General features: G+C 38.3%; 23 protein-coding genes. All 23 read left to right on the top strand.

What is annotated here, in order from left to right; all coding sequences use genetic code 11:
• Positions 1-52 precede the first annotated feature (52 nt).
• The 23 genes from rimP to M3610_RS01260 all read left to right on the top strand — a co-directional run bounded on the left by rimP (position 53) and on the right by M3610_RS01260 (position 23,655).
• A complete protein-coding gene (gene rimP / locus M3610_RS01370; protein WP_098571693.1) occupies positions 53-523 on the top strand; it encodes a ribosome maturation factor RimP in 471 nt (156 codons plus the stop codon).
• Positions 524-559: 36 nt separating this feature from the next.
• On the top strand, positions 560-1,681 hold the full coding sequence (gene nusA, locus M3610_RS01365) for a transcription termination factor NusA (protein ID WP_098571694.1): 1,122 nt from the start codon (positions 560-562) through the stop codon (positions 1,679-1,681).
• A 19-nt stretch (positions 1,682-1,700) separates the two neighbouring features.
• Entirely contained in the window at positions 1,701-1,973 is a 273-nt protein-coding gene (gene rnpM, locus M3610_RS01360; protein ID WP_098571695.1) for an RNase P modulator RnpM, read from the top strand.
• An 8-nt stretch (positions 1,974-1,981) separates the two neighbouring features.
• Complete coding sequence (locus tag M3610_RS01355) at positions 1,982-2,284, top strand: YlxQ family RNA-binding protein (RefSeq protein ID WP_098571750.1); 303 nt, start codon at positions 1,982-1,984, stop codon at positions 2,282-2,284.
• 19 nt (positions 2,285-2,303) lie between these two features.
• Positions 2,304-4,625, top strand: coding sequence for a translation initiation factor IF-2 (gene infB, locus M3610_RS01350; RefSeq protein WP_251456087.1), 2,322 nt, complete (start codon positions 2,304-2,306; stop codon positions 4,623-4,625).
• Entirely contained in the window at positions 4,622-4,903 is a 282-nt protein-coding gene (locus M3610_RS01345; protein WP_098571697.1) for a DUF503 domain-containing protein, read from the top strand. The genes infB and M3610_RS01345 overlap by 4 nt, the downstream gene beginning before the upstream one ends.
• A 17-nt stretch (positions 4,904-4,920) precedes the next feature.
• Positions 4,921-5,292, top strand: a complete 372-nt coding sequence (gene rbfA / locus M3610_RS01340; RefSeq protein WP_251456085.1) for a 30S ribosome-binding factor RbfA — start codon at positions 4,921-4,923, stop codon at positions 5,290-5,292.
• A 46-nt stretch (positions 5,293-5,338) separates the two neighbouring features.
• On the top strand, positions 5,339-6,259 hold the full coding sequence (gene truB, locus M3610_RS01335; protein ID WP_251456083.1) for a tRNA pseudouridine(55) synthase TruB: 921 nt from the start codon (positions 5,339-5,341) through the stop codon (positions 6,257-6,259).
• Positions 6,260-6,289: 30 nt separating this feature from the next.
• Entirely contained in the window at positions 6,290-7,228 is a 939-nt protein-coding gene (ribF, locus tag M3610_RS01330) for a bifunctional riboflavin kinase/FAD synthetase (RefSeq protein WP_251456081.1), read from the top strand.
• 274 nt (positions 7,229-7,502) lie between these two features.
• A complete protein-coding gene (rpsO, locus tag M3610_RS01325; RefSeq protein ID WP_026566475.1) occupies positions 7,503-7,772 on the top strand; it encodes a 30S ribosomal protein S15 in 270 nt (89 codons plus the stop codon).
• A gap of 238 nt (positions 7,773-8,010) precedes the next feature.
• Positions 8,011-10,128 (top strand): polyribonucleotide nucleotidyltransferase, encoded by a 2,118-nt coding sequence (pnp, locus tag M3610_RS01320; protein WP_251456079.1) that lies wholly within the window; start codon positions 8,011-8,013, stop codon positions 10,126-10,128.
• Between the two features lie 157 nt (positions 10,129-10,285).
• Positions 10,286-11,230: a polysaccharide deacetylase family protein gene (locus tag M3610_RS01315; RefSeq protein ID WP_251456077.1), complete on the top strand. Its 945-nt coding sequence runs from the start codon at positions 10,286-10,288 to the stop codon at positions 11,228-11,230.
• Positions 11,231-11,331: 101 nt separating this feature from the next.
• Positions 11,332-12,570, top strand: coding sequence for a M16 family metallopeptidase (locus tag M3610_RS01310; protein ID WP_251456075.1), 1,239 nt, complete (start codon positions 11,332-11,334; stop codon positions 12,568-12,570).
• A gap of 144 nt (positions 12,571-12,714) precedes the next feature.
• The gene (locus tag M3610_RS01305; RefSeq protein ID WP_098571704.1) at positions 12,715-12,957 is read left to right on the top strand and encodes a YlmC/YmxH family sporulation protein; all 243 of its coding nucleotides are present in this window, start codon (positions 12,715-12,717) and stop codon (positions 12,955-12,957) included.
• Between the two features lie 168 nt (positions 12,958-13,125).
• Entirely contained in the window at positions 13,126-14,028 is a 903-nt protein-coding gene (gene dpaA / locus M3610_RS01300; RefSeq protein WP_251456073.1) for a dipicolinic acid synthetase subunit A, read from the top strand.
• Complete coding sequence (gene dpaB / locus M3610_RS01295; protein ID WP_026566481.1) at positions 14,025-14,624, top strand: dipicolinate synthase subunit B; 600 nt, start codon at positions 14,025-14,027, stop codon at positions 14,622-14,624. Before dpaA ends, dpaB begins: the two co-directional genes overlap by 4 nt.
• A gap of 202 nt (positions 14,625-14,826) precedes the next feature.
• Positions 14,827-15,876 carry an aspartate-semialdehyde dehydrogenase gene (gene asd / locus M3610_RS01290; protein WP_251456071.1) on the top strand — a complete coding sequence of 350 codons (1,050 nt, stop codon included), beginning with the start codon at positions 14,827-14,829 and terminating at the stop codon, positions 15,874-15,876.
• A gap of 33 nt (positions 15,877-15,909) precedes the next feature.
• A complete protein-coding gene (gene dapG, locus M3610_RS01285; RefSeq protein ID WP_251456070.1) occupies positions 15,910-17,154 on the top strand; it encodes an aspartate kinase in 1,245 nt (414 codons plus the stop codon).
• 82 nt (positions 17,155-17,236) lie between these two features.
• Complete coding sequence (gene dapA, locus M3610_RS01280; protein ID WP_251456069.1) at positions 17,237-18,112, top strand: 4-hydroxy-tetrahydrodipicolinate synthase; 876 nt, start codon at positions 17,237-17,239, stop codon at positions 18,110-18,112.
• A gap of 308 nt (positions 18,113-18,420) precedes the next feature.
• Positions 18,421-20,088, top strand: a complete 1,668-nt coding sequence (locus M3610_RS01275) for a ribonuclease J (RefSeq protein ID WP_251456068.1) — start codon at positions 18,421-18,423, stop codon at positions 20,086-20,088.
• A gap of 97 nt (positions 20,089-20,185) precedes the next feature.
• Positions 20,186-20,941: a ClpP family protease gene (locus tag M3610_RS01270; protein WP_251456067.1), complete on the top strand. Its 756-nt coding sequence runs from the start codon at positions 20,186-20,188 to the stop codon at positions 20,939-20,941.
• Positions 20,938-21,174 carry a YlzJ-like family protein gene (locus tag M3610_RS01265; protein WP_251456066.1) on the top strand — a complete coding sequence of 79 codons (237 nt, stop codon included), beginning with the start codon at positions 20,938-20,940 and terminating at the stop codon, positions 21,172-21,174. The genes M3610_RS01270 and M3610_RS01265 overlap by 4 nt, the downstream gene beginning before the upstream one ends.
• Positions 21,175-21,306: 132 nt before the next feature.
• Positions 21,307-23,655, top strand: coding sequence for an FtsK/SpoIIIE family DNA translocase (locus M3610_RS01260; RefSeq protein WP_251456065.1), 2,349 nt, complete (start codon positions 21,307-21,309; stop codon positions 23,653-23,655).
• The last annotated feature ends 138 nt before the right edge of the window (positions 23,656-23,793 follow it).

Below are 23,793 nucleotides of genomic sequence, written 5' to 3'. Positions count from 1 at the left end.
TTCCGTGAACTACATACAATATGGGTGAAATTATCGGAAAAGGAGGTAAAGCATGAGCAAGGTAACGGAAGTTGTAGAAGAATTGGCTGCACCTATTTTTCAAGAACTTGGTTTAGAATTAGTGGAAATTGAGTATGTGAAAGAAGGGAAAAGTTGGTTTCTACGCGTATATATCGATAAAGACAACGGTGTTGATATTGAAGATTGCGGACTCGTTAGCGAAAAACTCAGCGAAAAACTCGATGAGCTTGATCCGATTCCCCATAACTATTTTCTTGAAGTTTCTTCACCTGGGGCAGAGCGTCCATTAAAAAAAGATAAAGACTTTCAAAAAGCAATCGGTAAAAATGTTTTTATCAAAACTTATGAACCAATCGATGGGGAAAAAAGCTTTGAAGGGACCTTATTAGAATTTGATGGACAACTTTTAAAAATTGAAATGAAAATAAAGACCCGTAAGAAGACGATTGAACTTCCCTATGAAAAGGTAGCAAATGCGCGTTTAGCAGTTACATTTTCGTAATGAAATTATTGGAAAAAGATAGGGGGATACACAAAGATGAGCAGCGAATTATTAGATGCTCTTACTATACTGGAAAGAGAAAAAGGTATTTCCAGAGATGTTATCATTGAAGCAATTGAAGCAGCCCTTGTTTCGGCGTATCGCCGAAATTTTAATCAGGCACAGAATGTAAGGATTGATTTAAATTTACAGACAGGATCGATGCGTGTTTTTGCTAGAAAAGAAGTCGTCGATCAAGTATTTGACCCTCGTCTTGAAATTTCCTTAGAGGATGCTAGACAAATCTCACCAAATTATCAAGTTGAAGATGTTGTCGAAATGGAAGTCACTCCTAAAGATTTCGGACGGATTGCTGCTCAGACCGCTAAACAAGTTGTTACCCAGCGTGTTAGAGAAGCAGAACGAGGAATTATTTATTCAGAATTTATTGACCGTGAAGAAGATATAATGACTGGTATTGTTCAAAGATTGGACTCCAAATTTATTTATGTAAGTCTTGGGAAAATCGAGGCCTTACTCCCAGTGAATGAGCAGATGCCCAATGAACGGTATAAACCCCATGATCGAATCAAAGTATTTATCACAAAAGTAGAAAAAACAACCAAGGGTCCCCAGATATTTGTTTCACGGACACATCCAGGCCTCTTAAAACGTCTGTTTGAGATTGAAGTACCAGAAATTTATGATGGAACTGTTGAAATTAAATCAGTTGCTCGTGAGGCAGGAGACCGCTCGAAAATCTCTGTTCATTCAGATAATCCCGAGGTAGACCCTGTTGGTTCTTGTGTTGGACCAAAAGGAGCAAGGGTTCAAGCGGTTGTTAATGAATTAAAAGGTGAGAAAATCGATATTGTTAAGTGGTCAGCGGATCCAGTTGTTTTTGTTGCAAATTCTCTTAGCCCGTCTAAAGTTTTAGATGTTATGGTGAATGAAAATGAAAAAGCAACAACTGTTGTTGTTCCTGATTATCAACTTTCATTGGCAATTGGTAAACGGGGACAAAACGCCCGCTTGGCAGCAAAATTAACAGGCTGGAAAATTGATATTAAATCTGAAACAGAAGCACGCGAAATTGGTATCTATCCGCGTGAAGAAACCATTAGGCTTTTTGATGATCATGTTGAAAATGACTTCGATTATGAAGAAGAGCTTGATTAAAAAGTGAGGTGAATGATGAGTGAACCAAAAGAAAAAAGTTCCTTTGCGTAAGTGTGTAGCAACCGGTGAAATGAAGCCGAAAAAAGAACTAGTTCGCATCGTTCGCTCAAAAGAAGGGGATGTATCCATCGATCTGACGGGAAAGAAATCCGGAAGGGGTGCCTACCTTTCAAAGGACAAGGAAGCAATCTTACTTGCCAAGAAAAAAAATACCCTATCTAATCACTTACAGGTTTCTATAAATGATTCGTTATACGAAGAGCTACTTGAGCTTATAGAGAAGGAGAATTGACAATCCAAATGAAAGATAATCAATGGATGTCATTGCTTGGCTTGGCCAATCGAGCACGTAAAATCATATCAGGTGAGGAGCTAACCGTGAAGCAGATTCAAAGCGGAAAAGCACGACTCATTTTATTATCAGCAGATGCTTCTGCAAATACGACAAAAAAAATTACTGATAAGTGTAATTCGTATGAGGTTCCATATAAATTTGTGGAAAATCGTCATCTTCTTGGCCAAGCGATTGGCAAGGAAGCCCGCGTTGTTGTAGCTGTACTGGATGATGGCTTTGCAAAAAAAATGGTAACGTTGCTCGATTAAATCTAGCGGGGGTGAAAAGATGAGTAAAATACGTGTATATGAATACGCAAAAAAACACAACATTTCAAGTAAAGAAATCATCACTAAACTAAAAGAAATGAATATAGAGGTCTCTAATCATATGGCAACAATAGAAGACGCAGACATTAAAAAGCTTGATGAAACATTCAACAAAAAAGAGAACAAGACATCACAACAACAAGAAAATAAACAAAATGGACAACAGTCGCAACGAACTAATTCACGTCCAGCTCAAGGGCAGCAACGTCAAAACCAAAGACCTGCTCAATCCACACAGCGACCACAAGTACAAACCAAAACGGCTAAAGCATTTGAGGAAGCGGCAGATAATAATGTTGCTCCAACAAAAGTTAAAGTGGTCTCTCCTCCAAAATCAGGAGATGGAAAGAAACAAAATCAGGAATATCAATCAAAAGAAAATAAGGTCTTTAATAATGCTGATAAAGCAAAGTCTAAGCCTTATAATAACAACCAAAACCGCAATAATAATATTAATAATAAAAATAAAAAGAAAAATCATACGCCAGTTCAACAAACACAGCCACAGAAGAAAAAAGAGAAGGAACTTCCAGCTAAAATTACTTTTAGTGAATCTCTAACGGTTGGCGAGTTAGCGAAAAAGATCTATCGTGAGCCTTCGGAAATTATTAAAAAGCTCTTTTTACTTGGAGTAATGGCAACAATTAACCAGGTATTAGATAAAGATGCGATTGAATTAATTGCAAGCGAGTATGGTGTTGAGGTTGAAGAAGAAATTAAAGTGGATACAACAGACCTTGAAGTATACTTTACTGAGGATTCAGAGGATTCTCTTGTAGAAAGACCTTCTGTCGTTACAATTATGGGTCACGTCGACCATGGGAAAACAACCTTGCTTGACTCCATTCGTAACACAAAGGTAACGGAAGGAGAAGCCGGGGGAATTACTCAACATATTGGTGCGTACCAAGTTGTTGAAAACGGCAAAAAAATTACCTTCCTTGATACTCCAGGACACGCTGCCTTTACGACAATGCGTGCACGTGGAGCTAAAATTACGGATATTACCATTCTTGTCGTAGCTGCTGATGATGGTGTAATGCCACAAACGGTTGAAGCGATTAACCATGCAAAAGCTGCTGAGGTTCCAATTATTGTCGCAGTGAATAAAATGGACAAAGAAGCTGCCAATGCGGACCGTGTAATGCAGGAATTAACAGAACATGGTTTAGTTTCTGAGGCTTGGGGCGGGGATACTATCTTTGTTCCCCTATCTGCAAAAACAGGTGAAGGTATCGATAACCTATTAGAGATGATTCTTCTCGTTAGTGAAGTAGAAGAGTATAAAGCTAATCCAGATAGAAAAGCAGTCGGAACAGTCATCGAGGCACAATTGGATAAAGGGCGTGGATCTGTAGCCACATTATTAGTCCAAAACGGTACATTAAAAATCGGTGATCCAATCGTAGTTGGTAACACGTTCGGTCGTGTACGTGCGATGGTAAATGACAAAGGCCGCCGTGTGAAAGAAGCAGGTCCATCCACACCAGTTGAAATAACTGGACTTAATGATGTGCCGCAGGCAGGGGACCGTTTTGTCGTATTTGAAGATGAGAAAACTGCACGACAAGTCGGGGAAGCTCGTGCTCAATCTGCATTAGCAGCTCAACGTGGAGAAAAATCCATTGTTAGCTTAGAAACTCTATTTGATCAATTGAAACAGGGCGAAATGAAGGACTTAAACATCATCCTAAAAGCAGATGTTCAAGGCTCTGCGGAGGCTGTTGCTGCTTCATTGCAAAAAATAGATGTTGAGGGAGTAAACATTAAAATTATTCATAGTGGTGCGGGTGCCATTAATGAATCTGATATTACCCTTGCCGCAGCTTCAAATGCCATTGTTATTGGTTTTAATGTTCGTCCAGATGTTAATGCCAAACGGGCAGCAGAGGCTGAGAAAGTAGACGTTCGTCTTCACCGTATTATTTATAAAGTTATCGAAGAGATTGAAGCGGCTATGAAAGGTATGCTTGATCCTGAATTCCAAGAGAAGATTATTGGTCAAGCAGAGATTCGTCAAACTTTCAAGGTTTCAAAAGTTGGGACGATTGCTGGTTCATATGTTACAGATGGTAAAATTACCCGTGACAGTGGAATTCGTCTAATTCGTAATGGTGTTGTAACCTTTGAAGGTAATATTGATGCGTTAAAACGATTTAAGGATGACGTAAAAGAAGTATCACAAGGGTACGAATGTGGAATTACCATTAAAAACTTTAATGATGTGAAAGAAGGAGACATCATTGAAGCTTATGTAATGGAAGAAATTGAACGTAAATGATCATCGGTGCTGCTGAATGCGAATGTATAATTTATGATGCGCATTCTTTAAAAGAGAAACGAGCGGTTTTGCAAAGAATCCTAACTCGCTTAAAACAGAAATTTAATGTTTCTGTAGCTGAAGTAGGTTTTCAGGATGTGTGGCAGCGAACGAAAATTGCGATCGTTGTCGTCACTTCCACTCGTGTAAACACGGAACATGAGTTGAATAACGCGTTAAAATTAATTGACTCCTTTCCAGAAATAGAGAGAACGATCACCGAGATTGAATGGCTTTAAGTTAAGAGGTGAATGTGATGAGCCACAGAGCAAATCGTGTTGGAGAACAAATGAAGAAAGAACTTGGTGACATCATCGGTCGTAAAATAAAAGACCCACGGATTGGTTTTGTTACGGTTACCGATGTCGAAGTAACAGGTGATCTACAACAGGCTAAAGTATATATTTCCGTATTAGGTGATGAAGAACAAAGGGAAAATACTTTAAAGGGTCTAGCTAAAGCGAAAGGCTTTATTCGGACCGAAATTGGCCACCGAATCCGCCTTCGAAAAACCCCTGAGATTATCTTTGAATGGGATGAATCAATCGATTACGGGAATCGAATTGATACACTTCTTCACCAACTGCATAAGGATGAAAAGCCTTTAGAAAATAGGAAAGAAGAATAACTGGATAGACATATGTCTATCCTTTTTTTTGATTGGAGGTTTTACAGTGGAAGGAATTCTACCTTTATTTAAACCAGCGGGACTAACATCCCATGATTGTGTCTTTCGGTTACGGAAGATATTAAAAACAAAAAAAGTGGGGCATACGGGCACATTAGACCCCGACGTCACAGGTGTACTTCCGATATGTATTGGAAAAGCAACTAAAGTGGCCGAATATATTACGGATGCAGGTAAAGCATACGAGGGAGAAGTCACTATTGGTTATTCAACAACAACGGAAGATGCGTCAGGAGAAACAGTTGCCCAAAAGCCAGTAACCAGGGTTATTCATCGGGAAGAAATTCTTAAAGTTTTAAAGTCATTAACTGGTGAAATTGAACAAACACCGCCAATGTTCTCGGCAGTAAAAGTTGGTGGTGTCCGACTGTATGAATACGCGCGAAAAGGAATCGAAGTCGAAAGGCCAACTCGAAAGGTAACGATTTATTCAATCGACTTATTAGACGATCGATCTGAATATATCGGTGAAACGATAAAATTTAAGTTTAGAGTCAGTTGTAGTAAAGGAACGTATATTCGTACCTTAGCCGTAATGATTGGTGAAATGCTTGGCTTTCCAGCACATATGTCCTACCTGCAAAGAGTTCAATCAGCTTCTTATTCCTTAGAGGACTGCTTAACGTTTGAAGAGATTGAAAAACATATGGAAGCTGGAACGATTTTGAGTGTATTAAGGCCTCTAGAAACTGCACTTTCTCATTTGCCGAAACTCCAAATTAATGATAAAGTAGCAGAGAAAGTGAAAAATGGCGCATTATTACAAATGCCTGAACATTTAAAAACTAGTAACGGACCGATTATCGTTGAAACTGTAGATGGACTGGCTCTTGCTATTTATTCAAAGCATCCTAACAAGCCTGACCTCTTTAAACCAGTTAAAGTGCTACGAAATGATTTAGATTAAAAGGTACGGTATAGAAAAGGTGAGTTTCTTTTGGAAGTAATTAGGCTTAGATTCCCATTTAATAATGCAATAGATGAATATCCGCCTCTCTCAATGGCGTTAGGCTACTTTGATGGTGTTCACCGTGGACATCAACAGGTAATTCTCGAGGCTAAAAAGCAAGCTAAAGAAAAAGGAATAGGCAGTGCGGTGATGACATTTGACCCGCATCCTTCAGTAGTATTAGGAAAAACAGATAATCAGATTAAGTATATTTCCCCATTAACTGAAAAAATAAAGATAATTGAAGAGCTAGGAATTGATTATTTATTTATTATTCATTTTAGTGTGGAATTTGCTAATCTGCTGCCACAGGAATTTATTGACCAATGTGTGATTAGCCTGAACGTAAGGCATGTGGTCGCTGGCTTTGACTTTACCTATGGACGAATGGGAAAAGGAACAATGGAAACATTGCCCTTTCATTCTAGAGATAAATTTTCTTTTTCAGTTGTTCCAAAATTTACACAAGGTGATGAAAAGGTAAGTTCAACTAGAATTCGCAAACTGCTTAAAGAAGGCAGGACCAATGAACTCTATTCACTTTTAGGCCGATATTATACAACATCAGGCATCGTCATCCATGGTGATAAACGAGGCCGGACGATTGGTTTTCCTACTGCGAATGTAGATTTAAATGATGATTATATTATGCCGCCTGTTGGTGTTTATGCCGTTCGAATGAAGGTACATTCAAAATGGTATACTGGCGTATGTAATATTGGCTATAAACCTACATTTAATAAGGATGCACTCCTACCTTCCGTGGAAGTCCACTTATTTGATTTTAATGAAAATATCTATGGTGAAGAAGTGATTATTGAATGGCATCTCCACTTACGTAATGAACAAAAATTTTCAGGAATTCAAGAGCTAGTCGCGCAAATTGAACGAGATAAGCAAAATTCACTCAATTACTTTAACAAATAAGCTAGGTTATCGGTTACTATAGCCAAGTTGAATGGAGTAGGAGGCTCCCGGGAGTGCCCGTGATCCGCTCGCGCCTGAAGAGGAAATCAGACATTCTTCTTAATTATCGTCTTAAAAGGTGTTTTTCCTACAATAAACTTCGTTATATCCTTGCTTTTTGGCGTAAAAAGTTGTATTCTTATTAACGTATTAAAAATAACCTCTACTTGGCAAGACGAATCACCAACGCTTGCTCGGTATCAGGGGATTTGTAAAATTTAGGAGGTGAATTCGGATGGCAATCACTCAAGAACGTAAAAATGAACTTATCAATGAGTTTAAAACTCATGAAAGCGACACTGGATCTGCAGAAGTTCAAATCGCTGTCCTTACAGAATCAATCAACAATTTGAATGAGCACTTACGTACTCATAAGAAAGATCACCACTCACGTCGCGGTCTTTTGAAAATGGTTGGTAAACGTCGTAATCTTTTAACATTCCTACGTAACAAAGATGTTCAACGTTACCGTGTGTTAATTAATAAGCTTGGTCTACGTCGTTAGTTTACAGAAGCGGGATTATTCCCGCTTTTTTATTAGGCTAAAAAAGCTTACAGCTAAAAAAAGAATTTTTTATACATATTTTTAAGTCAGGACTTTTTTGTGCATACTAATAAGGTGATTTGCATTGATAATATAAGCTTTTTAAGCTTTTTAATATTAGTTTAGAATGATGATTACAGCGAGGGTAGAAATTTTCGCTTCATCCTCCTAAGTGATTTAGATAGAGAGGGGTAAAAATATGGAACAATTGAAACATGAGTATTCCATTGTTTGGGCAGGTCGTAAATTAACCGTCGAAATTGGACAATTAGCCAAACAGGCAAACGGTGCTGTCCTAGTTCGTTATGGGGACACAGCAGTATTGAGTACGGCAACAGCATCAAAAGAACCTAAAAACTTAGACTTTTTCCCATTAACTGTTAACTATGAAGAACGTTTGTATGCAGTTGGTAAAATTCCAGGGGGCTTCATTAAACGTGAAGGCCGTCCGAGTGAAAAGGCAATCTTAGCAAGCCGACTGATTGACAGACCTATTCGTCCACTATTTGCTGATGGGTTCCGTAATGATGTTCAGGTTATTAGTATTGTCATGAGTGTGGATCAAGACTGTTCAACAGAAATGGCTGCAATGTTTGGTTCTTCATTAGCACTAAGTACTTCGGATATCCCATTTGAAGGACCGATTGCTGGCGTTGTTGTTGGTCGGGTGAATAATGAATTTGTCATTAATCCAACCGTTGAGCAAGCTGAAAAAAGTGATATACATTTAACAGTAGCCGGTACGAAAGATGCCATTAATATGGTTGAAGCAGGGGCATTAGAGGTTCCTGAGGAAACCATGCTTGAAGCGATTATGTTTGGTCATGATGAGATTAAGCGCCTCATTGAATTCCAAGAAAAAATTGTCGCTGAAATAGGCAAGCCAAAAAGAGAAATAACTCTTTATGAGATTGATAAGGACCTCGAGGCTGAAGTGAGGGAAATGTGTGAAGCTGATATGGTAAATGCTATTCAGGTTCAAGAGAAGCATGCCCGTGAAGATGCCATTAAAGAGGTGAAAAACCGAGTAATTGCTAAATTTGAAGAACAAGAAGCAACAGATGAAGATCTGAAACAAGTTAAGCAAATATTGGACAAGATTGTTAAAGGTGAAGTCCGCCGTTTAATTACAGTTGAAAAGGTTCGTCCTGATGGCCGTAAAATCGATGAAATCCGTCCGCTTTCTTCACAGATTAGTATTTTACCTCGTACACATGGTTCTGGTCTGTTCACACGTGGTCAAACTCAAGCGCTCAGCATTTGTACTCTTGGGGCAATGGGTGACGTACAAATTCTTGATGGTCTCGGTATTGAAGAAGAGAAACGCTTTATGCACCATTATAACTTCCCTTCCTTCAGTGTTGGTGAAACAGGTCCAATTCGTGGTCCGGGTCGTCGTGAAATTGGTCATGGTGCACTTGGAGAGCGTGCGCTTGAACCAATTGTACCGTCTGAGAAGGATTTCCCATACACCATTCGTCTTGTATCTGAAGTGCTTGAATCCAATGGTTCTACGTCACAGGCAAGTATTTGTGCAAGTACATTAGCGATGATGGATGCTGGAGTGCCGATTAAAGCACCTGTTGCCGGAATTGCAATGGGTCTCGTTAAATCAGGTGAACACTATACCGTATTATCAGATATCCAAGGAATGGAAGATCATCTTGGAGATATGGATTTTAAGGTGGCAGGTACAGCTAAAGGGGTTACTGCCCTTCAAATGGATATTAAGATTGAAGGACTATCCCGTGAGATATTAGAAGAAGCTCTTCAACAAGCAAAAGTTGGCAGAATGCATATTTTGGATTCAATGTTAGCCACTATTTCTGAACCAAAAGCAGAGCTTTCACAATTTGCGCCAAAAATCTTGACGATGACAATCAATCCAGATAAAATTCGTGATGTTATTGGACCAAGTGGAAAACAAATCAATAAGATTATTGAGGAAACTGGTGTTAAGATTGATATTGAGCAAGATGGTACAGTATTTATCGCCTCAACAAATCAAGAAATGAACCAAAAAGCCAAGAAGATCATCGAAGATATTGTTCGTGAGGTCCAAGTAGGTGAATTGTATCTTGGTAAGGTGAAACGAATTGAAAAATTTGGAGCTTTCGTAGAAATCTTTGCTGGGAAAGATGGTCTTGTGCATATATCTGAACTTGCCGAAGAACGTGTTGGTAAGGTCGAGGATGTTGTAAAAATAGGGGACGAACTTTTAGTGAAGGTAACTGAAATTGATAAACAAGGTCGTGTGAACCTTTCCCGAAAAGCTGTTTTAAAAGAACAACGTGAAAAGGCAGAAGAAAACAAATAGTAAGAGTTTAGAATGATGAGTCAGGGTCCTTACCCTGGCTTTTTCAATTTGTTAAACATGTTCCTTTTTTCTTCTTATAATAGCATTAGTTGTATTAAACCGACAGTTCTACCTTGTCCTTTCTTTACATAATCTTTATGGAAAGGGGGAAAGTTAGATGAAAAAGGTTTATTTCATTATAATCATATGTGTAGCCGGATGGATCGCGGTAAGTAATCCATTTGTTAGCAAATATTTATCTTTCAAAATGGAATCATCTTTGCCAGCAGTAAAAGAATCAGACCCTCTTTATCAAAGCATTATTAAAAATGCTCCTACATATGAAATATCGCCTAAAGATGCAACTATAGACAGGGTCTGGAAAGCAATTCCAGGCTATAATGGACGTGAGGTTGACATTGCCGCATCATATAAAAATATGAAAAGCAAAGGTGTTTTTAATGAAAAGAAACTCGTCTTCACCGAGATTAAGCCTAAGGTGCACCTTAATGATTTACCGCCATCCCCTATTTATAAAGGGAATCCTGATAAACCAATGGTAGCTTTTATTATTAATGTGGCCTGGGGCAATGAATATTTATCAGAAATGCTTGCTACATTAAAAAGGCAAAATGTTTCGGTTAGTTTTTTTCTGGAAGGAAATTGGACTAAGAAAAACCCTGAACTCGCTAAATTGATCGTTACTTCTGGCCATGAGGTCGGTAATCATTCTTATTCTCACCCTGATATGAAGCAATTAACAGCTAGCAGGGCCAGAGAACAAATTCAAAAAACCAACGAAATTATTGAAGCTGCTACCGGTAAGAAATGTATTTGGTTTGCCCCGCCTAGTGGCAGTTATCGGGATGAAACAATAAAAGTGGCTGCTGAATTTAAAATGAAGACGGTTATGTGGACGGTTGATACGGTTGATTGGAGAAAACCATCTCCAGATCAGCTGATTTCCCGTGTCATGTCAAAAATTGATAATGGTTCAATGGTTCTTATGCATCCAACTGAGTCTACTGCAAAATCACTTGATCGCTTAATCACTCAAATTAAACAAAAGGATTTAAAAATCGGAACAGTTTCTGAGTTGATGAGCGAAGAAAGAGTGCAATAATTTTAACGTAAGAAATACTGGAAATTGGAGAAAATACAACATTATAAGTATAATGTAAGATGGAGAAGTAGCTGCGTTTGTTTATAGACTGGAGGAAGTCGATGATTAATAAATACACTTGCCAAAATGGCGTAAGAATTGTTTTAGAAAATATTCCTACCGTACGTTCGGTAGCAATTGGTGTTTGGATTGGTACTGGTTCAAGAGATGAGAACCCCGAGAACAATGGAATATCCCATTTTCTTGAGCATATGTTCTTTAAAGGCACCACCACGAGATCTGCGAAGGAAATAGCTGAATCCTTTGATAGCATTGGCGGACAGGTGAATGCATTTACATCTAAGGAATATACATGCTATTATGCTAAAGTTCTTGATACTCATTCCCAATTTGCACTAGATGTGCTCGCAGATATGTTCTTCAATTCCACATTTGTGGAAGAGGAATTAAACAAAGAGAGAAATGTAGTTTTAGAAGAAATAAAAATGTATGAAGATACCCCTGATGATATCGTTCATGATTTATTGAGCAGGGCTGTTTTTGGAGACCATCCATTAGGCTATCCGATTCTAGGGACAGAAGAAATACTTAATACATTTACTGGAGAAACTCTAAATGAATACATTCATGAGAGATATACTCCAGAAAATGTGGTCATCTCAATTGCAGGAAATGTTACTGATGCATTTATTAAAGAAGTTGAAAAGTATTTTGGTTCCTATAAAGGTGGTAACAGTCAAGTTACTGAAAATATTCCTACTTTTCATTCGAATCAAATCTCGCGGAAAAAAGAAACAGAACAGGCCCATTTATGTATAGGTTATGAAGGATTAAAGGTCGGCCATGAAGATATTTACAGCCTAATTACTTTAAATAATATTTTAGGCGGCAGTATGAGCTCAAGATTGTTCCAAGAGGTTCGCGAACAACGGGGCTTAGCGTATTCAGTATTCTCATACCATTCTGCTTACCAAGATAGTGGTATTGTAACACTATACGGTGGAACTGGTGCGAAGCAGCTGAATGTATTATTTGATACCATTCAAGAAACACTTAATACATTGAAGCGAGATGGAATTACTGAAAAGGAATTAACGAATAGCAAAGAGCAGCTAAAAGGCAGCTTGATGCTAAGTCTTGAGAGCACAAATAGCCGGATGAGCCGGAATGGAAAAAATGAACTTTTATTAAAACGTCATCGTTCACTTGATGAAATAATTGAACAGATTGATTCGGTTACAAAAAACGGAGTCGATGAAATGGCAAGAAATATCTTTACAGATAAATATTCTGTCACTTTGATAAGCCCAGACGGAGAATTTCCTAATAAACTTGCATAAAAAGAAGAGGTATTCCATTTAGATGGATACATCTTTTTATATAGGAAAACTTCACCACTAAGTTCTGAAATCTTTTCTTTAGTCTAAATATGGACTTCCTCCTATAGACTATTAGTAAGGTGGAAAGGAAGGGGGGCATTTGCATTGAGATTGAGTGAATTAAGCGGGAAAGAAATTGTTGATGTAAAAAAGGCCGAACGAATGGGAGTACTCGGACAAACTGATTTAGAAATTAATGAAGGGACAGGCCAAATTCAGGCACTGCTTATCCCTTCTATAAAATGGTTTGGTTTTCGAAAACAAGGGGAAGAAATTAGGGTTCCGTGGCATCATATAAAAAAAATAGGCTCTGATATGATCATTATCGATGTACCAGACGAGGATTAATACACGCAAGCCCATGGAGGCCCAAGCAAGATTCATCTTGCTTGGGCTTTTTTATTTAGTACGTATGGAAAACTCACCGAATGAAGAGAACCGACATAAGATGGTGGAGTGATATATAGAAAAGGATTCTCTTAGTAGGATTTTTAAAAAAAGAAGGTGAATGTTTTCATGCTGACAGGGATGCAGATTGCCGTGATTGGCGGGGATGCCAGACAGCTGGAAATCATCCGCAAGTTAACCGAATTAGATGCGAGATTATCGCTTATTGGTTTTGAGCAACTTGATCACGCATTTACAGGTGCGGTCAAGGAAAAGTTGGATGAAGTAGATTTTTCAAATATGGATAACCTTATCCTGCCAGTACCCGGTACAAATTTAGAAGGTCAGGTAGAAACAATCTTTTCTAATGAAAAGGTTATTTTGACAGGGGATATGCTTGCAAAGACCCCCGAGCATTGTACGGTTTATTCCGGAATTAGCAATCCTTACTTAAATGGAATTACTAAGGAAGCTAAACGAACTCTTATACAATTATTTGAAAGGGATGATGTGGCCATCTACAATTCAATTCCAACGGTTGAAGGGACAATAATGATGGCGATTCAACATACCGACTTTACCATACATGGGTCAAATATTGCGGTTCTAGGCTTAGGGAGAGTGGGGATGAGTGTGGCAAGAACCTTTGCTGCACTAGGAGCAAAAGTTAAGGTGGGAGCAAGGAAAAGTGAGCATATAGCTCGGATTACTGAGATGGGATTGACACCATTCCATTTAAATAATCTAGTTAATGAAGTAAAAGACACTGATATTTTAATAAACACAGCACCACATTTGATCGTAACAGCGATGGTTATCTCAAAAATGCCTTCACATACGCTTATTATTGACTTGGCCTCCAAGCCAGGAGGTACTGATTTTCGTTATGCTGAAAAAAGAGGGATTAAAGCATTGCTTGCACCGGGACTGCCTGGGATTGTCGCTCCAAAAACGGCGGGTCAAATTTTGGCCAATGTTCTTGCCCAACTGCTTCAAGATGATTTAAGAAAGCGAAAGGGGAAAGTGAAATGAGTTTAAAAGGTAAAAGAATTGGCTTTGGCTTAACTGGCTCTCATTGTACGTATGATGCAGTATTCCCAGAAATTGAAAAGTTAGTTCAAGCCGGTGCAGAGGTAATGCCTGTCGTTACTTTTACGGTTAAAAATACAGATACCCGCTTTGGAAAAGGAGAAGATTGGATCCAAAGAATTGAAGATTTAACAGGAAACAAAGTGATCGACTCCATTGTAAAAGCAGAGCCGCTCGGACCAAAAATTCCTTTAGATTGTATGGTAATTGCTCCATTAACAGGGGTATCAATGAGTAAATTTGCGAATGCCATGAACGATAGTCCAGTATTAATGGCAGCAAAAGCAACACTGCGTAACTTAAAACCAGTGGTGCTGGGGATTTCAACAAATGATGCACTCGGTTTAAATGGAGTAAATTTAATGAGATTAATGGCTACCAAGAATATATACTTTATTCCATATGGGCAGGATGATCCAATTAAAAAACCAAATTCAATGGTTGCAAGAATGACATTGCTCACAGAAACAGTTGAAGCAGCTATCGAAGGGAAACAAATTCAACCTGTATTAGTAGAAAGGTATAAAGATTCTGACTAATAATTCCTTCATTCATCAAAATAGGTTATTTCTTTTAAGGAATATGTTAAAATAAATTATTCTATCATCAGTGGGAAGATTCAACCCACTGATGAGAAATAAAAAATTATTAATAACATGCTGGATGCTTTATACAGGCATTTCCTTTTAAAGTATATAACCAGTTATGTACAACGATGAGTATGGAAGGGGAAAACTAGTAATGACTCAACAAAATGGATATCACGTTGCTGTTGTTGGAGCAACAGGAGCAGTCGGACAACAAATGATACAAACATTAATGAAAGAGAACTTCCCAATTAGAAAACTTACCCTATTATCTTCAGCACGTTCAGCAGGTAAAAAAGTAGATGTTAATGGTCAAGAATATACGATTGAAGAAGCAAAGCCTGAGAGTTTTGAAGGCGTTGAGATAGCCCTTTTTAGTGCAGGCGGTAGTGTATCAAAGGAGCTTGGTCCAGAAGCAGTTAAGCGCGGTGCGATCGTGGTGGACAACACTAGCGCTTTTAGAATGGATGAGAATACACCTTTAGTTGTACCAGAAGTGAACGAAGAAGACCTTCATCAACATAATGGGATTATTGCTAACCCAAATTGTTCCACTATTCAAATGGTTGTTGCCCTTGAGCCAATTCGTCAACAATTTGGTTTAAAGAAAGTTATCGTCTCCACTTATCAAGCTGTCTCCGGTTCAGGTGCAGCAGCTGTCGAGGAATTAATGCAGCAAACTCAGTCAATCTTAAACGAAGAAGCATATGAACCAAAGATTTTACCAGTGAAATCAGATAAAAATCACTATCAAATTGCTTTTAACGCGATTCCACAAATCGATAAATTTCAAGATAACGGATATACATTTGAAGAGATGAAAATGATTAATGAAACTAAAAAAATCATGCACTTACCAGAGGTACAGGTTTCTGCAACTTGCGTTCGACTTCCTGTAGCAGTTGGTCATTCTGAATCTGTTTATTTTGAAATTGAAGCGGATGATGTTAGTGCGAATGACATTAAAGCATTATTAAAGGATGCTCCAGGTATTATTTTACAAGATGATCCAGAAAATCAGCTATATCCAATGCCTGCAAATTGCGTTGGGAAAAATGATGTTTTTGTCGGCCGAATTAGAAAGGACCTCGATGAATCTCGTGGTTTTCATATGTGGGTTGTCTCTGATAACTTGCTTAAAGGAGCAGCTTGGAACTCTGTCCAAATCGCAGAAAGTTTAGTGAAATTAGGTATTGTAAAATAAAGTTACATCACAAAGGCAGGTTTTTGTGTCACCATGAAAATTATTGTTCAAAAATTTGGCGGTACATCTGTAAAAGATGAAGAAAGCAGAAAATATGCTCAGAGCCATATCGAAAAAGCTTTAGCTGATGGCTATAAAGTGGTAGTTGTAGTTTCCGCGATGGGGAGAAAAGGTGACCCTTATGCAACAGATTCATTACTTTCTTTAGTCGGTGGAAATTTAAGTAAAATTTCAAAACGCGAACATGATTTATTATTGTCATGTGGTGAGGTTATATCTAGTGTTGTGTTTGTGAATATGCTGCTTGAGAGCGGAATTAATGCTGTATCATTAACTGGTGCACAAGCAGGTTTCCGTACAAACAATGACCATACAAATGCAAAAATTATTGATATGCAATGTGATCGGTTGCTTAGTGAGTTAGAAAGTAATGATGTTGTCGTGGTAGCAGGCTTTCAAGGTGCGGCAAATAATGGTGATATGACAACCATTGGCCGGGGTGGAAGTGACACTTCAGCAGCTGCCTTAGGAGCTGCCCTAAATGCTGAGTATATTGACATATTTACAGATGTGGAAGGAATTATGACAGCAGACCCGCGTATTGCTGAAAATGCAAGACCACTATCTGTTGTAACTTACACAGAAGTGTGTAATATGGCTTATCAAGGTGCTAAGGTCATTCACCCTAGGGCGGTTGAAATCGCTATGCAGGCAAAAGTGCCAATCCGGATTCGCTCAACCTATTCAGATAATTTAGGAACATTGGTCACATCCATAAATAAAAATAATCGTGGCAGTGATATCAAGGAACGTGTTGTTACCGGAATCGCTCATGTTTCAAATGTTACCCAAATTAAAGTCTTTGCAAAAAAGGATCAATATTACTTGCAGGCTGAAGTATTTAAGGCGATGGCCAATGAAGGCATCAGTGTAGATTTTATCAATATTTCTCCTAATGGTGTAATCTATACAGTTACGGAAGAAATGACGGATCGTGCAATTACAGTTCTAAATGAATTAGGCAATGACCCCGTCGTTGAGCGTCATTGTGCTAAGGTTTCTGTTGTTGGTGCAGGAATTGCCGGTGTCCCTGGTGTTACCTCCAAAATCGTGACGGCTTTATCGGATTATGGGATTCGTATATTACAATCTGCAGATAGTCATACTACGATTTGGGTACTTGTAAAGCAGGATGATTTAGTTAAATCGGTTAATGCCCTTCATGATGCCTTTCAGTTAGAAGATGAATCAGTAGAATTTAATATTACTGATTTATAAAAGTTGTCTTCAAATGAATAGTAAATCCCTAAGATGAATTGTGGATTTAATTATGCTTGATGGTATTGAGAGGAGTAGAAATATGGTTCATTTCGGGCGAGTTTCGACGGCAATGGTAACTCCCTTTGATAAAAAAGGACATATTGACTTTGCTAAAACCACGCAATTAGTGAATTATTTAATTGAAAATGGAACAGAATCCCTTGTAATTGCTGGGACCACTGGTGAATCTCCAACCTTGTCTAAGGAAGAAAAACTGGCATTATTTGATCATGTTGTTAAAGTAGTAAATAAGCGCATTCCAGTAATAGCTGGAACAGGAAGCAATAATACTTATGCATCCATTGAATTAACAAAAAAAGCTGAGCACCTTGGAGTGGATGCAATAATGATTGTTGCTCCTTATTATAATAAACCAAATCAAGAAGGCCTTTATCAGCATTTCAAGGCTGTTGCAGAAGCAACCTCCTTGCCGGTAATGGTTTACAACATACCAGGCCGTTCTGCAGTTAATATCCATCCTGATACGATTATTCGATTATCAAAGATCGCAAATATTGTAGCAGTTAAGGAAGCAAGCGGTGATCTTAATGCAATGACACATATCGTTGCTAATACAGATGATGATTTTGTTTTATATAGTGGGGATGACAGTATGACAATCCCTGTGCTTTCTATTGGCGGGGTAGGTGTAATTTCGGTTGCATCTCACGTTATTGGGAATCAACTGCAGGAAATGGTTAAAGCTTTTTTTAATGGTGAAAACGAAAAGGCTGCTAAAATGCATCAACAGCTTCTCCCAATTATGCAAGGGTTATTTGCTGCTCCGAGTCCTGCTCCTGTAAAAACGGCTTTACAGGTATCAGGATTAGATGTCGGGTCAGTAAGGCTCCCACTCGTTGGGCTGACAGAACAAGAACGAACAATATTAATTACTCTATTAAAACAAATAAAATGAATAGTCAAAGCCAACCGGATCAAAAAGTCGGTTGGCTTTTTGATTTAAAAGGCTGTGTTAAGGCTTATTGTATATTTTGGCACCCTGTTGATTGGAGCGGAAATCAACAGGCAACTTTAACAGAGCCATCAGAAAAAGTCATTATTGCATTTTTATTGGAAAGGTTTTCAAAAATCAAGTATAATAATTATAACTGATTTGGATCGGAAATAAGAAAGGCGGATGCACCCTATAGAGCGGAGCTGCAGCTAGACATTTTTCGGAGTTCAATTAAATAAATTTAGTTACAACATAGGAGGATTTACAAATTGATAAACAAAATTAATAACTCCATTAAGGTAATCTCACTTGGTGGCGTAGGAGAAATCGGAAAAAATATGTATCTTGTCGAAGTGGACAAGGATATATTTATTATTGATGCCGGCTTAATGTTCCCCGAGGAAGAAATGCTAGGCATAGATATTGTCATTCCGGATATTACATATTTAAAAGAAAATAAGGAACGGGTAAAGGCAATTTTCCTTACTCATGGACATGAAGATCATATTGGGGCATTGTCATATGTTCTTACCCATATTGATGTGCCTGTTTATGGAACTAAGCTCACACTGGCACTTGCAAGTGCAAAGCTTAGAGAACAGGATTATTTTAGTAAGACAAATTTTATTGAAGTGCAGTCAGATACGATTGTTAACTTAGATGCAGTTGATGTTAGTTTCTTTAAAACCAATCATAGTATTCCAGATTCTGTGGGGATTTGCATTCATACCTCTGAAGGATCCATTGTTTATACAGGTGATTTTAAATTTGATCAGGCGGCTACACAGCTTTATAAACCTGAAATTGGAAAGATGGCAGCTATTGGAGAACAAGGGGTTTTATGTTTATTGTCTGATAGTACGGAAGCTGAAAAGCCTGGTTATACTGCATCAGAAGCAATGGTGGAACGGGAAATGTCCAATACCTTCTATAATGCACCTGGGAGGATTATTGCAGCATGTTTTGCCTCGGATATAAATAGAATTCAACATATTTTTAACTCAGCAAAGGAAAACGGACGTAAAGTGGCTGTGGTCGGTAAGAGCTTGGAGCGGATCTATCATATTGCCCTTGATTTAGGATATTTAGAAGTAGAAGAAGATCTAATTATTCCTGTCAGTCAGTTAAAAGAATATCAGGATCATGAAATTGTCGTATTAATGACTGGGAGTCAGGGTGAACCGATCGAGGCTTTGCAGAGAATGGCAAAGCAAATGGATAAAGTGGTTAACATCCAAAAAGGAGATACGGTTTTGATTGCCGCTTCCCCGCTTAGAGGCAGTGAAGTATTTTTATTTAAAACAATCGACTTGCTCTTTAGAGCTGGTGCTAATGTTATATCGGGTAAAAGGACGATCCATGTATCAAGTCATGGCAGTCAAGAAGAATTAAAATTTATGATAAACTTAATGAAGCCGAAATATCTCGTTCCTGTACATGGTGAATATCGGATGCTTAAAGCGCACCGAAAATTAGCTTTGGAATGTGGTCTCACAGATGAACAAATTATTATCCCTGACCGTGGAGATATTCTAGAATGGAAGGAAGGCAGACTAGCCATTTCGGGTAAGGTTCCTTCTGGGAATATTCTAATCGATGGCATTGGTGTTGGTGATGTCGGGAATATCGTCCTACGTGACCGAAGGCTCTTATCGCAGGATGGAATCCTAATTGTCGTAGTGACATTGAAAAAACAAGACAAGAGTATAGCAGCTGGTCCTGAAATTATTTCTAGAGGATTTGTTTATGTTCGCGAATCGGAGAAGTTGATGGAGGAGTCAACAAAACTAGTTCGTGACATTGTAGAAAGAAATATTGCCAAAGAAACATTTGAATGGTCTAGTTTAAAGCAAGAGATAAGAGAAGAATTAAATCGAAATTTATATGAAAAAACAAAAAGAAGACCGATGATTCTCCCAATCATTATGGAAATCTAGAATGAAAGCACTGGACATCCAGTGCTTTTTATTTTTGGCATGATTTTACCTTATAAGATAATACTAACCTATATCATGCTTGAAGGGAGTATTAAGGATGAATAACGATTTTCAAAAGGATAAAACTGCGAGTCAAGAAGGCGGCGAACCTCAAAAAGAGGATAAACCATCTTCTGCATTAATAGAAAAAATTCAGCAGCTAGGACAAACAAATGTCCCGCAGCTGTCAACAGATTCTAAAATTCATTGTTTGACAATTATTGGTCAAATTGAAGGGCATTTGGCACTGCCACCACAAAACAAAACAACAAAATATGAGCATATCATTCCTCAACTTGTAGCAATAGAACAAAACCCTAAAATAGAGGGTGTTCTCATTATTTTAAATACGGTTGGCGGGGATGTTGAGGCAGGCCTAGCTATATCTGAAATGCTTGCGACTCTGTCAAAGCCGACGGTTTCCATTGTATTAGGAGGAGGCCACTCCATTGGAGTTCCAATTGCTGTTTCCTGTGACTACTCCTTTATTGCTGAAACGGCAACCATGACGATCCACCCTATTCGATTAACGGGTCTTGTAATTGGTGTGCCGCAAACCTTCGAATATATGGATAAAATGCAAGACCGGGTCATTAACTTTGTAACCAAGCATTCAAAAATTAGTGAAGAAACATTTAAAGATTTAATGTTTGCAAAAGGAAATTTAACTAGGGATATTGGAACGAATGTAATTGGTGTTGATGCTGTTAAGACAGGTTTAATTGATGAAGTAGGCGGGCTTGGACAGGCAATGAAAAAGTTAAATGAAATGATTGACCTACATAAAGAAAAGGATGAGGGGATGATCCAATGATACTTTATACTATGGTGCCACCCGAATTAATTTTTCCTTATGAGGTGGAATCACCCAGACAACCACAAATGGTCAGTTACCAGGGCATACCCCTCATGGTAGAGTTTGTAGATGGTCAAAATGTTCAAGTCATCCGGAATCTAAGTACAGATCCCCAGCATTACTTGGATGACCAACTATGTCCGGGAGCAAAAATTTCTTTCGCGAACCTGGACGGATTGTCCGCTATGTAATAGAAGATTATGGTATAATCAAGGGAAGACACTAGAGCAGCCAGTAAGGCTGCTTTCTTCCTTTTTACCCTCTTATACAGGGATGTTAGATACTAAAGGAATAATATACCATAATAAACACAGGGTGATTAGATGGCAAAGAAAAAGAGAAGACAACCTAAAAAAAGAGATAACCATTTGAAAAAGACTGTTCAATTTGAATTATCCGCATTGGCCATTTTAGCAATTGCAATCATATCGATAGCAAAACTTGGTGCAGTAGGAAAAGCAACCGTGATTTTCTTCCGATTTTGGATGGGAGAATGGTATATGCTCAGTTTAATTGGACTAGTTGTATTAAGCGTTTATTTAATGTGGAAACGAATTATTCCTTTTTTCTTCCATATTAAATTAGTTGGAGTGTACTTTATTACTTCAGCGATTCTGCTCCTAAGTCATGTCACGCTTTTTCATTTGCTAACCAATGATGGGAAATTTAAAGACCCCAGTGTGATCAGCAATACATGGGAATTATTTATGATGGAACTAAGAGGTGAAACAAGCACAACCGATTTAGGTGGGGGAATGCTTGGGGCAGTATTATTTGCTATATTTCATTATTTATTTGCAGAGACGGGGACGAAAATTATTGCTTTTATTTTCATCCTAATTGGAGTTATTTTACTAACTGGAAAATCTTTTGGAGATTTTGTTGCGAAAATCATGATGGTTCTTGTTGATTTCTCAAAAAGTCAATGGGATGCATTTAAAACCGATATGACAGAATGGAAACAAAAACAACAGGAGAAAAAAGCAGAAAGAACTACACAAAGAAGACAAGTGCAGGAGAACAGTGAACAGAATCGCCAGACAAGATCAACTACAGAATCACAATCACCTCAGGAAGAAATCAGTTCTCCAGAGCCAATTATTTCTAGCTTTGCAGATAGGGCCTATGTCGAAGAGGTAATTGAAACAAATCAGCCTGCAGAAACGAAGCAAACTAAAAGCAAGCCGGAAGAAAATGAAGATCCAATACCGCCAATCACTTTTACAGAAGTCGAGAATATCGACTATGAGTTACCCCCGCTTAGATTGTTAAGTTTGCCAAGAAAAGCAGACCAAAGTGGAGAATATGAACAAATCCATGCGAATGCGGCAAAGCTCGAGAGAACATTTCAAAGCTTTGGAGTAAAGGCGAGAGTTACTCAAGTACATTTAGGACCAGCTGTTACAAAATATGAAGTTCATCCCGATGTAGGTGTAAAGGTAAGTAAAATTGTCAGTCTAAGTGATGACTTAGCATTAGCACTAGCTGCTAAAGGAATTCGAATTGAAGCGCCAATCCCTGGTAAATCAGCGATTGGAATAGAGGTCCCTAATTCAGAGGTGGCAATGGTTTCACTTCGTGAGGTATTAGAAGCAACCCAAAATGACAAGCCCGACTCAAAACTGTTAATTGGTTTAGGCAGAGACATTACTGGTGAGGCTGTTTTGGCGGAATTAAATAAAATGCCCCATTTGTTGGTTGCTGGTGCAACTGGAAGCGGAAAAAGTGTATGTATAAACGGAATTATCACTAGTATATTGATGCGAGCAAAGCCTCATGAAGTAAAATTAATGATGATTGACCCGAAAATGGTTGAATTGAATGTTTATAATGGGATTCCACACCTATTAGCACCGGTAGTAACGAATCCAAAAAAAGCCTCACAAGCATTGCAAAAAGTAGTAAGCGAAATGGAACGACGTTATGATTTGTTCTCCCATACGGGAACGCGTAATATTGAGGGCTATAATGAACATGTAAGAAGGCACAACTTAGAAGAAAATGATAAACAGCCATTGCTGCCATTTATTGTCGTTATTGTTGATGAGTTAGCAGACTTAATGATGGTTGCCTCTTCAGATGTGGAGGATTCGATTACCCGCCTTGCACAAATGGCCCGTGCGGCAGGAATTCACTTAATTATTGCAACCCAACGGCCATCTGTTGATGTCATTACTGGGGTAATTAAAGCAAATATTCCATCAAGAATTGCCTTTGCCGTATCCAGTGCTACCGATTCCAGGACAATTTTGGATATGGGTGGTGCAGAAAAACTGTTAGGCAGAGGCGATATGTTATTCCTTCCAGTTGGAGAATCAAAGCCAGTTCGAGTTCAAGGTGCTTTCCTTTCGGACCAAGAAGTGGAGGATACGGTAGAATTTGTAATTGGACAGCAAAAAGCGCAATATCAGGATGAAATGATACCAGATGATATCCCAGAAGTAACGGGTGCGGTCGATGATGATATTTATGAAGAGGCAGTTGACTTAATTATCGAAATGCAAACAGCATCTGTTTCTATGTTACAAAGACGTTTTCGTATTGGGTATACAAGAGCAGCAAGATTAATAGACGAAATGGAGGCACGTGGGATCGTTGGACCTTATGAAGGCAGTAAGCCACGAGCTGTCTTGCAGGCGAAACCAATAGATAAAGAAGAACAAAGTTCATAAATTAGTTGGTGAAATTTCTAGAAACTGTAAAAGGTAGACTAGAAAATATAGTGCCTTTATTATGATGGGAAAATTATCATAATAAGGGCTGTTTTTTTGTGGGTGAAATTACTCAAAAAATCCAAAATAATATATAGG

The organism is Neobacillus sp. MER 74 (genome assembly GCF_023714155.1).
The sequence above is the reverse complement of the archived record's forward strand: the minus strand, read 5'-3'. Positions and strand labels throughout refer to the sequence as shown.